Source organism: Pantoea sp. y20, assembly GCF_054903455.1.
The window spans coordinates 2,372,065-2,383,941 of sequence record NZ_CM142816.1 but is presented as its reverse complement, the minus strand read 5'-3'; the positions used below and the strand labels follow the sequence as shown (position 1 = coordinate 2,383,941).

Annotated in this window: 10 protein-coding genes; 6 read left to right on the top strand and 4 right to left on the bottom strand. The window is 54.2% G+C overall.

From position 1 onward, the window contains the following. Window position 1: 1 nt before the first annotated feature. The 3 genes from znuA to lpxM all read left to right on the top strand — a co-directional run bounded on the left by znuA (window position 2) and on the right by lpxM (window position 3,418). On the top strand, window positions 2-973 hold the full coding sequence (znuA, locus tag ACYAC5_RS11185) for a zinc ABC transporter substrate-binding protein ZnuA (protein ID WP_280171766.1): 972 nt from the start codon (window positions 2-4) through the stop codon (window positions 971-973). Between the two features lie 13 nt (window positions 974-986). After that, a complete protein-coding gene (gene mepM / locus ACYAC5_RS11180) occupies window positions 987-2,315 on the top strand; it encodes a murein DD-endopeptidase MepM (RefSeq protein WP_271459670.1) in 1,329 nt (442 codons plus the stop codon). Between the two features lie 125 nt (window positions 2,316-2,440). Then, window positions 2,441-3,418 carry a lauroyl-Kdo(2)-lipid IV(A) myristoyltransferase gene (gene lpxM, locus ACYAC5_RS11175; protein ID WP_101764161.1) on the top strand — a complete coding sequence of 326 codons (978 nt, stop codon included), beginning with the start codon at window positions 2,441-2,443 and terminating at the stop codon, window positions 3,416-3,418. 24 nt (window positions 3,419-3,442) lie between these two features. Here lpxM and ACYAC5_RS11170 read toward each other — a convergent pair whose 3' ends face one another. The 3 genes from ACYAC5_RS11170 to ACYAC5_RS11160 form a co-directional block, all read right to left on the bottom strand. Then, window positions 3,443-4,678: an MFS transporter gene (locus ACYAC5_RS11170; RefSeq protein ID WP_101764162.1), complete on the bottom strand. Its 1,236-nt coding sequence runs from the start codon at window positions 4,676-4,678 to the stop codon at window positions 3,443-3,445. 86 nt (window positions 4,679-4,764) lie between these two features. Next, window positions 4,765-6,207 (bottom strand): pyruvate kinase, encoded by a 1,443-nt coding sequence (gene pyk, locus ACYAC5_RS11165; protein ID WP_101764163.1) that lies wholly within the window; start codon window positions 6,205-6,207, stop codon window positions 4,765-4,767. 107 nt (window positions 6,208-6,314) lie between these two features. After that, entirely contained in the window at window positions 6,315-7,169 is an 855-nt protein-coding gene (locus ACYAC5_RS11160; RefSeq protein ID WP_101764164.1) for a MurR/RpiR family transcriptional regulator, read from the bottom strand. A 372-nt stretch (window positions 7,170-7,541) separates the two neighbouring features. Here ACYAC5_RS11160 and zwf point away from each other — a divergent pair, with 372 nt between their 5' ends. Next, window positions 7,542-9,017 (top strand): glucose-6-phosphate dehydrogenase, encoded by a 1,476-nt coding sequence (gene zwf / locus ACYAC5_RS11155; RefSeq protein WP_064738913.1) that lies wholly within the window; start codon window positions 7,542-7,544, stop codon window positions 9,015-9,017. Between the two features lie 187 nt (window positions 9,018-9,204). Continuing rightward, window positions 9,205-9,846: a bifunctional 4-hydroxy-2-oxoglutarate aldolase/2-dehydro-3-deoxy-phosphogluconate aldolase gene (locus ACYAC5_RS11150; protein WP_008110463.1), complete on the top strand. Its 642-nt coding sequence runs from the start codon at window positions 9,205-9,207 to the stop codon at window positions 9,844-9,846. A gap of 43 nt (window positions 9,847-9,889) precedes the next feature. Here ACYAC5_RS11150 and purT read toward each other — a convergent pair whose 3' ends face one another. Next, window positions 9,890-11,068 carry a formate-dependent phosphoribosylglycinamide formyltransferase gene (gene purT / locus ACYAC5_RS11145; RefSeq protein ID WP_110866306.1) on the bottom strand — a complete coding sequence of 393 codons (1,179 nt, stop codon included), beginning with the start codon at window positions 11,066-11,068 and terminating at the stop codon, window positions 9,890-9,892. Window positions 11,069-11,229: 161 nt separating this feature from the next. Between purT and ACYAC5_RS11140 the strand changes: the two genes are divergently transcribed. Continuing rightward, entirely contained in the window at window positions 11,230-11,871 is a 642-nt protein-coding gene (locus ACYAC5_RS11140) for a tellurite resistance TerB family protein (protein WP_462061743.1), read from the top strand. The last annotated feature ends 6 nt before the right edge of the window (window positions 11,872-11,877 follow it).

Here is an 11,877-nt window from a genome sequence, read left to right as displayed (position 1 = left end):
TATGTTACACAATAAAAAGCGCCTGATTTTCACCCTTACTGCTGCGGCAATTGGCGCGGCAAGCGCATTACCCGCGCACTCCGCAGTTGTCGCTTCAATCAAACCTATCGGATTTATCGCAGCGGCTATCGCAGAGGGTATTACGCCGGTTGAAGTATTGCTGCCTGATGGCGCCTCAGAGCATGATTATGCCTTGCGTCCCTCTGATGTAAAACGTATTAAAAACGCAGACTTAGTTGTGTGGACAGGCCCAGACATGGAAGCCTTTCTTACTAAGTCAGCGGCCGAATTACCCGCCAGTAAAAACCTTGAAATTGCCGCATTGCCGGGCATAAAACCGCTATTGATTAGCGGCGATGATGAAGATGAGGAACATGAGCATGGTCACGATCACGATCATGACTCAGAAAATTCCGAAGACCAGGACGGGTCTCATGCGCATCACCACCACGGACAGTTTAATATGCACCTGTGGATGTCCCCTGACATGGCCTTACAATCTGCGGTTGCAATCCATGGAAAATTATTGGAACTTATGCCGCAAAGCAAAGCCAAACTTGACGCTAATCTGCAGGAATTTAAGGCAGAATTAGCCGATGCAGACAAACACATCGGCGCGCAACTCGCGCCTGTGCGGAACAAGGGTTATTTCGTTTTTCACGATGCTTACAGCTACTTTGAAAAACATTACGGTTTGTCACCTTTAGGTCATTTTACCGTCAATCCTGAAATCCAGCCGGGCGCCCAGCGTTTACATCAAATACGAACACAGTTGGTTGAGCAGAAAGCTGTTTGCGTTTTCGCTGAACCACAATTCAGACCGGCCGTCATCGATGCCGTGTCCCGTGGAACTTCCGTACGTAAAGGCACGTTAGATCCGTTGGGTATGGACATCAGCTTATCCAAAGACAGCTACGTGAAATTTCTTTCACAGCTGTCGAGCCAGTATGCGAGCTGCCTGAATGGAGCATGAGGAATAGGTAAAAGTGCAGCAGATAGCCCGCTCTGTCGCCCTCGCATTTAACAATTTGCCGCGCCCCCACCGCGTTATGCTGGGTTCATTAACCGTTGTCACATTGGCCGTCGCAGTATGGCGGCCTTACGTTTACCATCCGCGTGATGTTGCCCCCATCGTGAAAACCATTACGTTGGATAAAGACGAACTGCGCACGCTGTTGCCCGAAGCCAGCGAGCCGATTGACCAAACAACGGAAGAACCGTCCGACGATATTCCTGCTGACGACATTGATAATGACGTTCCGGACAATCCCAACGTACATGAGTACACCGTCTCTTCAGGTGATACGCTGAGCAGCGCGTTAAATCAGTACGGTATTGAGATGGGCGATATCAACGCATTAGTCAGTAGCGATAAAGATCTGCGCAACATGCGCGTTGGTCAGCAACTGAGCTGGACGCTGGATACTGATGGACAACTGCAAACCTTCAGCTGGGAAATTGATCGTCGTGAAACCCGTACTTATCAGCGCGCCGACAACGGCAGCTTTAAGATGCAGCAGGAGCTGCAAAAGGGTGAGTGGCAAAATAACGTACTGAAAGGTGAAGTGCGCGGCAGTTTTGCTGCCAGTGCCCAGCGTGCGGGTTTAACCAGCGCAGAAACCAGCAACGTCATCAAAGCGATGCAGTGGCAGATGGATTTCCGCAAACTACGCGCCGGTGATGACTTTAGCGTGCTGATGTCACGTGAAATGCTCGATGGCAAAAGTGCCCAAAGCCAATTGCTTGGCGTGCGTTTACGCACCGGCGGTAAAGACTATTACGCGTTCCGTGCGGAAGACGGCAAGTTCTACGATCGCAACGCGTCTGGTTTAGCGCGTGGCTTTATGCGTTTCCCTACGGTTAAGCAGTATCGTGTCTCTTCCAACTTCAATCCGCGTCGCCTTAATCCGGTAACCGGCCGCATTGCACCGCATAAAGGTGTCGATTTCGCGCTGCCTATTGGTACGCCTGTGTTAGCCGTGGGCGATGGTGAAGTGGTGATGGCGAAAAACGGCGGTGCTGCAGGGAATTACGTAGCAATTCGTCACGGTCGTCAGTACATGACGCGTTATATGCACCTGAGTAAAGCGTTGGTGAAACCGGGGCAAAAAGTGAAACGCGGCGATCGTATTGCGTTGTCGGGTAACACCGGACGTTCGACCGGTCCGCATTTGCATTATGAAGTATGGATCAACAATCAGGCGGTGAATCCATTGACGGCAAAACTGCCGCGCATGGAGGGTCTGACGGGTAAAGATCGCAGCACTTACATGGCGCAAGTCAAAACCTGGTTGCCGCAGTTGACGCTGAAATAGCGCATTATTGCGCGAACACTTAAAAACCGACGGATTCTTCGTCGGTTTTTTGCTATCTGGCGCATGAAGATTGCAAAATTAACCACCGTCACTATTATTGACCGGTCATTGTCAGAGGCGAGTGCATGGAAACCCGAAAGAAAAATAACAGCGAGTTTATTCCCGTTTTTCAACGTTCTTTTTTAAAGCCGAAATACTGGGGAAGTTGGTTGGCGGTGGGCGCGCTGGCCGGCATGGCATTGCTTCCCGCTAAAGTGCGCGATCCGATTCTGGGCGGATTGGGCAAGTTCGCCGGTAAGCTGGCGAAAAGTGCGCGCCGCCGTGCGCTGATCAATCTCTATTATTGCCTGCCGGAATTGAGTGAAGCGCAGCGCGAAGAGATTGCTGATCGTATGTTTGCCACCGCACCGCAGGCGATGGCGATGATGGCCGAATTGGGCATGCGTAATCCCGAGCATGTGCGCAAGCGTGTTGACTGGCACGGCCGGGAAATCATTGAGCAACTGCAGGCCAACAAAGAAAACGTCATTTTCCTGGTGCCGCATGGCTGGGGCGTGGATATTCCAGCGATGCTGCTGGCGTCTGAAGGCCAGATGATGGCGGCGATGTTCCACAATCAAAGCGATCCGTTAATGGATTATCTGTGGAATACCGTGCGACGCCGTTTTGGTGGCCGTATGCATGCGCGAAATGACGGCATTAAGCCGTTTATCGCGTCGGTGCGTCAGGGTTATTACGGCTATTATCTTCCGGACCAGGATCACGGCCCGGAACACAGCGAATTTGTGGATTTCTTTGCTACTTACAAAGCCACATTGCCCGCAGTGGGCCGCCTGATGAAAGTATGTCGCGCTCGCGTTGTACCGCTGTTCCCGGTGTACAACAGTGAAACCCATCGTCTGGAAATCTATGTGCGTCCGCCAATGGATGACCTGCTGGATGCCGATGACAATACGCTTGCGCGTCGCATGAATGAAGAAGTTGAAGTGTTCGTGCGCCCGCATCCAGAACAGTACACCTGGATTCTGAAGCTGCTGAAAACGCGTAAGGAAGGGGATATCGAACCTTATGCGCGCAAAGATCTTTATCCTCGTAGGAAATAAACATGGGGCCGTCTGGCCCCTTTATCATTCTATTGCCGCCACGTGACTGCGACGTTTACGTTCGCGCAGGAACAGGGTCACCAGACCAAACCACAGCACGCCAGCTGCGAAGTTAATCCCGCTAAACCACGGTGTGCCGCCGCTGAAGTAGCCACTTTTCGCCAGCTCAATGCCTACCGCTAAGGTCAGAATACTGATCATCCCGAGCATCGCCGCCACGCTGCCTTTGCCTTCGTTGCTGGAGTAAAGCGTCAAACGGTACAGACCGGCATTCACCATGCCTGCGCCGAAAGCGTACAAGCTTAACCCGGCGGTCAGCAGCAGATAGGTGTGACTATCGAGCAAATTAGCCAGCAGCGAAATACTCAAACCAATCAGAATCGGCCAGGCGGCAAACTTCACCGGCTGCTCAATCGGCACGCGTCCAGCCAGTTTGCCGAGCGTGATGTTGCCGGCAATCATCGCCAGAAACACCGGCAGCTGCAGCAGCGCATACTGCATGCGTGACAATCCTTCATCGTGCATCAGAATCACTGGCGAGAGCGCTACCCACGTCAGGATCGGAATAAACACCAAACCAATGGCAAAGGAGCCGTACATCACCTGACGATCGCGCGCCAAACGCGCATAGCCGCGCGCCAGCGTTGGCAGGGCGATAGAGTGACTGCGATCGCCAGCGGTTTCCGGCATGACGCGCCACAGCAGGGCAAACGCAATCACGCTGCAGATGGCAAACAGCCAGAACATGCTGCGCCACTCGCCAACGGTGAGCCACGCGGCTCCGGCCAGCGGACCAGCGAGCGGTGCCAGCAGCGCGACGTTGGCCATCAGCGCCATCATGCGTACTGCCAGCGCTTCGTCAAAGGCTTCCTGCACCGCTGCGTAGCTGACGGCGCCAATAAAGCACAGGCTAATACCCTGCACAAAGCGCAGCGCGACAAACTCCTCAATGCTGCTCACCCACGTTGTCAGAATACAGGCGGCGGCAAAGAACAGGATGCCAAACAGCAGCACCGGCCGGCGGCCATATTTGTCAGAGAGCGGACCGAGCAGCCATTGCAGCACCACGCCGCCCATCAGATACGCGGTCAGCGAGGTCGAAACCCATTCCGGGCCGACGCTGAATTCAGACGTCACCAGCAGCATGCCGGGCTGAATCATGTCATGCGCGATATAGGTGGCGAACTCGAAGAGTACCAGCGCGAGCGGGAACAGCAGCACGCGCCCGGTGAGTTGAGTGATAGGTTGATAGCGGGCCATCTGGCCTCCTTGTCAAAAAAATAAAAACGCGACTGCCAGGCAGTCGCGTTTGTCCATGTTGTTACAGCCGCTGTGGGTGGTGCGTATTAGTCTACGCGCAGTACACGGCTGGTATTGGTGGTACCAGTGGTCGACATCACGTCGCCCTGGGTGACAATCACCAGGTCGCCTGAAACCAGGAAACCTTTTTCGCGCAGCAAATTCACTGCATCGTGCGCGGCAGCAACACCATCGTTGTTGCTGTCGAAGAACACTGGCGTAACACCACGGTACAGCGCCGTCAGATTCAGCGTACGTTCGTGACGTGACATGGCGAAGATCGGCAAGCCGGACGTGATACGTGAGGTCATCAGCGCGGTACGGCCCGATTCGGTCATGGTGATGATCGCTGAAACCCCTTGCAGATGGTTGGCAGCATACATCGCCGACATGGCAATCGCTTCTTCGACGTTATCGAACTGTACTTCCAGGCGGTGCTTAGAAACGTTAACGCTCGGGATTTTCTCTGCGCCGAGGCACACTTTCGCCATCGCTGAGACGGTTTCAGCCGGATACTGGCCAGCAGCGGTTTCCGCCGACAGCATCACCGCATCGGTACCATCCAGCACGGCGTTCGCCACGTCCATGACTTCGGCACGCGTTGGCATTGGATTAGTAATCATCGACTCCATCATCTGCGTGGCGGTGATGATGGTGCGGTTCAGCTGGCGAGCGCGACGGATCAATGCTTTCTGAATACCCACCAGCTCAGGATCGCCAATCTCCACACCCAAATCGCCACGCGCAACCATCACCACGTCAGAGGCGAGGATGATGTCATCCATCGCTTCCTGTGAGGCAACGGCTTCAGCACGTTCCACTTTCGCCACCAGTTTGGCGTCGCAGCCAGCGTCGCGCGCCAGACGGCGGGCATAATTCATATCTTCGCCGTTACGCGGGAAGGAGACCGCCAGATAATCCACGCCGATTTTCGCGGCGGTAACGATATCAACTTTGTCTTTTTCGGTCAGCGCATCGGCAGAGAGACCGCCGCCGAGTTTGTTGATGCCTTTATTGTTAGAGAGCGGGCCGCCGACGGTGACTTCGGTGAACACTTTTACGCCCTGAACTTCCAGCACTTTCAGCTGCACGCGACCGTCGTCCAGCAGCAGGATATCGCCGGGCACTACATCTTCTGGCAGGCCTTTATAGTCGATACCGACTTTTTCTTTATCGCCTTCGCCTTTGGTTAAATCAGCATCCAGCAGGAAACGATCGCCGACGTTGAGGAACACTTTGCCTTCTTTGAAGGTCGATACGCGAATTTTTGGGCCTTGCAGGTCGCCAAGGATCGCTACGTGACGACCCAGTTTCGCCGCGATTTCACGGACTTTATTGGCGCGCTGCTGATGATCTTCCGGTGTGCCGTGGGAGAAGTTGAGTCGTACAACGTTAGCACCCGCCGCGATGATTTTTTCGAGGTTGTTGTCGCGATCGGTGGCTGGACCGAGGGTTGTAACGATCTTGGTTCTTCTGAGACGTCTGGACATGAAGGACTCCGTTAGCAAAGTATCGTGTCGCTCTCAAGTGACACGTAGTGTTCATCTATTCTATATGATCGATGGGCTGTGATTCGACTCACATTGTGAATGTGATGTTAATTATTTTCCTGCGCCTGTTTCTCCAGGCGTGAATCTTTCAGCGCTTCTTTCACCCGTTTTAAATTTTCACGGAAAGCAGCGCCGCGCTCAAGGGTAAACCCTGTCGCCAGAACATCAATCACGGTTAATTGTGCGAGGCGGGAAACCATTGGCAGGTAGATATCGGTATCTTCGGGTACGTCGAGCGTCAAAGCCAGCGTGGCTTCCGCCGCCAGCGGGGAACCCGGAGAAGTGATAGCCAGCACAGTGGAAGCGTTTACACGCGCCAGGCGAGCCAGTTCTACCATATTTTTGGTGCGACCAGTATGTGAGATGAGAACAAACACATCGTTTGGACCACTATTTATGCAACTCATGCGCTGGATCACAATATCCTCTGACCAGATGACCGGCAGATTAAATCGCAAAAATTTATTGGTGGCGTCATGTGCCACCACGGCGGAGGCACCAAGGCCAAAAAAGGCAATTTTATGCGCCTTTGACAGCGCCTGAACCGCCTGACGAATCACCTGAGAGTCGAGTTGCTGGCGGACGCGGCTGAGGCCGGCTAACGCGGAATCAAAAATTTTGTGGCTATAGCTTTCCACACTGTCATTTTCTTCCACATCGCGGCTCACCCAGTTCGGGCTTTTGACCAGGCTCTGCGCGAGTTGCAATTTGAAGTCAGGAAAGCCGCGCGTGCCCATACGATGGCAGAAGCGATTCACCGTCGGTTCGCTGACGTCAGCGGCGCGAGCCAGCGTGGCGATGCTGGAGTGCATCGCCTGTTGCGGCGCGGCAAGAATCTGCTCTGCGACTTTACGTTCTGATTTGCTTAACGCATCGAGTTGCGCCTGAATCTGTTCCAGCATGGTTTAACCTAATGAGCGTCAATCACTTTTTCGCGTTCATCAATCAATGAAATCGCTGCCAATTCACAAGAATATACCGTGTAATAGCCCCTCGCACGCAGCGGAGGACAAATGTAAACGCGAATTTTTTGCGATACTTTGATCGCTGACGTGTTTTGCCACGACAAATATCGAAACAGAAAATGTGCTCAAATGGCACGCTACAACACACTTAACACCTTTATTACGTTCACAGTTAACGCCAGCAAAACACTGCGTTCGGGTTGTCCTAAACCCGCTAAAAACGTACATTGTGCTGTAAGAAAATTACAATAAGGACCTGGCGTGTTGAGAACGCTCAAGCCGGGTATATCCTGCAACGAGGAGAGGAAAATGGCGGTTACACAAACAGCCCAGGCATGCGATCTGGTGATTTTCGGTGCCAAAGGCGATCTCGCGCGCCGTAAACTGTTGCCATCACTGTATCAGCTGGAAAAAGCCGGTCAGATTCATGAAACCACTCGCATTATTGGCGTGGGTCGCGCGGATTGGGATAAAGCCGCGTATACCAAAGTGGTACGTGAAGCGCTGGAAACCTTCATGAAAGAGAAGATCGATGAAGCGCTGTGGGACACCCTTAGCAGCCGTCTCGACTTCTGTAACCTCGACGTAAATGACACCTCGCATTTCACCAAACTGGGCAAAATGCTTGACCAGAAAAACCGCGTCACCATTAACTACTTCGCCATGCCGCCAAGCACCTTTGGCGCGATTTGCGACGGTCTGGGCGCCGCCAAGCTGAACGCCAAACCGGCACGCGTAGTAATGGAAAAGCCGCTCGGCACCTCATTGGAAACCTCACAAGAGATCAATGACAGCGTCGGCAAATACTTCGAAGAAGGCCAGGTTTTCCGTATTGACCACTATCTCGGTAAAGAGACGGTGCTCAACCTGCTGGCGCTGCGTTTTGCCAACTCCATCTTCGTCAACAACTGGGATAACCGCACTATCGATCACGTGCAGATCACCGTGGCAGAAGAGGTGGGCATCGAAGGCCGTTGGGGTTACTTCGACAAAGCCGGCCAGATGCGTGACATGATTCAGAACCACCTGTTGCAGATCCTCACCATGATTGCCATGTCGCCGCCGTCCGATCTGAGCGCGGATGCGATTCGTGATGAAAAAGTGAAAGTGCTGCGCTCACTGCGTCGTATCGATCAAACCAACGTGCGCGAGAAAACCGTACGCGGTCAGTACACCGCCGGCTTTGTGCAGGGCAAGAAAGTGCCAGGTTATCTGGAAGAAGAGGGCGCTAACAAGCAGAGCGCCACGGAAAGCTTTGTTGCTATTCGCGTGGATATCGATAACTGGCGTTGGGCTGGCGTGCCGTTCTATCTGCGTACAGGCAAGCGCTTGCCAACCAAATGCTCTGAAGTGGTGGTGTATTTCAAGAATCCTGAGATGAACCTGTTTAAAGATTCGTACGCTGAACTGCCGCAGAATAAGCTGACCATTCGTCTGCAGCCGGATGAAGGCGTGGATATCGAAATCCTGAACAAAGTGCCGGGACTCGACCACAAGCATAAACTGCAGACCACCAAGCTGGATCTAAGCTACTCCGAAACCTTCAACCAGTCGCATCTGGCCGATGCTTACGAGCGTCTGCTGCTGGAAACCATGCGCGGTATTCAGGCGCTGTTTGTGCGTCGTGATGAAGTTGAAGCAGCGTGGGGCTGGGTGGATTCGATCATTGATGCCTGGAGCGCCGATGCCGAAGCGCCGAAGCCGTATCAGGCGGGAACATGGGGACCGGTTGCCTCTGTCGCGATGATAACTCGCGATGGCCGTTCCTGGAACGAGTTCGAATAGAAACCTCATGCTGAGCCCGCCAAATGTGCGGGCTTTTTTACGTCCACAATTCATTTTTCTGAAAAGTGAACCAGAGTTTCAAAAAATTCTGATATCCGATGGACGCCGCTCCAGACGATCTTGTATGGTAGAGCCCAATTATTGACAGCGTGGCTAAACGCCGGGCTGATGCAACTAAGGAAACGTGATGAAGAACTGGAAAACAAGTGCTGAACAGATCCTGAAAACTGGCCCGGTCGTGCCGGTTATCGTGGTGAACAAGCTGGAACACGCGGTGCCGATGGCGAAAGCGCTGGTGGCTGGCGGTGTGCGCGTGCTGGAAGTGACGCTGCGTACCCCGGTGGCGATGGACGCGCTGCGTGCCATGATTAAAGAAGTACCGGAAGCGATTGTCGGTGCGGGCACGGTGATCAACACCCAGCAACTGAAAGAAGTCACTGACGCCGGTGCGCAGTTTGTCATCAGCCCAGGATTGACGGAATCGCTGCTGAAAGCCGCGGTTGAAGGTCCGGTGCCATTGATTCCAGGTATCAGCACGGTTTCAGAACTGATGACTGGCATGGATTACGGCCTGCGGGAGTTCAAATTCTTCCCGGCGGAAGCCAATGGTGGCGTGAAAGCATTATCCGCGATTGGCGGTCCGTTCCCGCAGGTGCGTTTCTGTCCAACTGGCGGCATCTCGCCAGCCAACTATCGAGACTATCTGGCGCTGAAAAGCGTGCTGTGCATTGGCGGTTCGTGGCTGGTACCGAATGATGCGTTGGAAAGCGGTGACTGGGATCGTATTACGCGTCTGGCGCGTGAAGCGGTTGAAGGGGCTCGCGCATAAGTTCATGAAGTGGTCGTCATTGATGGCGACCACTTCATCTTACTTAACCTTCGACTTGTACCGCGGCCGCACTCGCCACGGCGCGCGCGATAGCGTCATCGGTGTTTTCACCGGTTGCCAAAGCCACGCCTAAACGGCGCTGACCGGCGATTTCCGGCTTACCAAACAGGCGCAGCTGCAATCCGGCACCCAGCGCGGCTTCGATATTGCCGAACACGACGTTCTGGCTGTTCAGCTCAGGCAAAATCACTGCCGACGCAGCGGGACCGTATTGACGAATGCCGCCAATCGGCAGGCCGAGGAAAGCGCGCACATGCAGCGCGAACTCGGACAGATCCTGCGAAATCAGCGTGACCATGCCGGTATCATGCGGACGCGGTGACACTTCGCTGAACACCACTTCATCACCGCACACGAACAGCTCCACGCCAAACAGGCCGTATCCACCGAGCGCTTTTACCACGTTAGCGGCGATATCCTGCGCGCGTTGCAGCGCCAGTTCACTCATCTGCTGCGGCTGCCATGATTCACGATAATCGCCATCTTCCTGACGATGACCAATCGGCGCGCAGAAGTGAATGCCATCTACTGCGCTGATGGTCAGCAGGGTGATTTCGAAATCAAACTTCACCACGCCTTCAACGATCACGCGGCCCGCACCGGCACGTCCGCCTTGCTGCGCATAATCCCAGGCTTTTTCCAGCTGGCTGGCTTCGCGAATAAAGCTCTGGCCTTTACCTGATGAGCTCATCACCGGCTTAACGATGCACGGGAATCCAATCGCCTCAGCCGCGGCCACAAAATTCTCTTTGCTGTCAGCAAACTGGTAAGTCGAGGTCGGTAAGGACAACTCTTCCGCCGCCAGACGGCGAATGCCTTCGCGGTTCATGGTCAGACGTGCGGCGCGTGCGGTCGGCACCACTTTCTGACCTTGCGCTTCCAGCTCCAGCAGTTTTTCGGTGGCAATGGCTTCAATTTCTGGTACCACGAAGTGCGGCTTTTCCTCGGCAATCAGCGCGGCCAGCGCGTCGCCGTCCAGCATGTTGATCACATAGCTGCGATGCGCAACGTGCATCGCCGGAGCATCGGCGTAACGATCCACCGCGATCACTTCCACACCAAGACGCTGGCACTCAAGTGCCACTTCTTTGCCTAATTCGCCTGAACCTAACAGCATGACACGCGTAGCGGCAGGGCGCAGCGCGGTTCCGAGAGTCGTCATAATTTCACCTTAGCAGTCAAAATGCGCGCGCAGTATAAACGAAAACGTTTGCGTACTCACGCTTTCGCCGCGATCAGGTTTGCCATACTTTTCCCGCTCTGACGTTAACTGACACAGCCTGCGGCAGCATGGAGAACGGAAAAGTAAACAGGAGTTAAACAATGAGCAATTGGCTGCAGCAAATTCAATCGGTGCTAGCGAAAAAGGGTGGAGACGGAAAATCGGGCGGTTTAAGTGACATGCTGGCCCCCGGCGCATTGGGCGGGCTGGCGAGATTGCTGGTAGGCAGCAAATCCACGCGTAAGCTGCTGACCAAATATGGCGGCAAAGCCTTGCTGTTGGGCGGTGGCGCGGCGGCGGGCGCGCTGTTATGGAACAAATACAAACAGCGCATACGTGAAACCCATCAGGACGATGCGGGCTTCGGCCAGCTGCAAACGCCGATGGATCAACGCGCAGAGCGTCTGGTCACGGCGCTGGTGTTCGCGGCGAAAAGTGATGGTCACATTGACGATCAAGAGCGTGCCGCCATTGAGCAAAATATCCAGCAGGCCGGCTACGGCGCACAAGCCGAAGCGCTGATTCAGCAGGCGATGAATCGCCCGCTCGATCCCAACTGGCTGGCCGCTGACGTAAAAAATGAAGAAGAGGCGCTGGAACTCTATTTCCTCAGCTGTGCAGCCATTGATGTCGACCACTTTATGGAGCGTAGCTATCTCTCCGCGCTCGGCGATGCGCTGAAAATCCCCCAGGATGTGCGGGACGGTATCCAGCGCGATATCGACGCGGAAAAAGCTGCTTAATTCCGT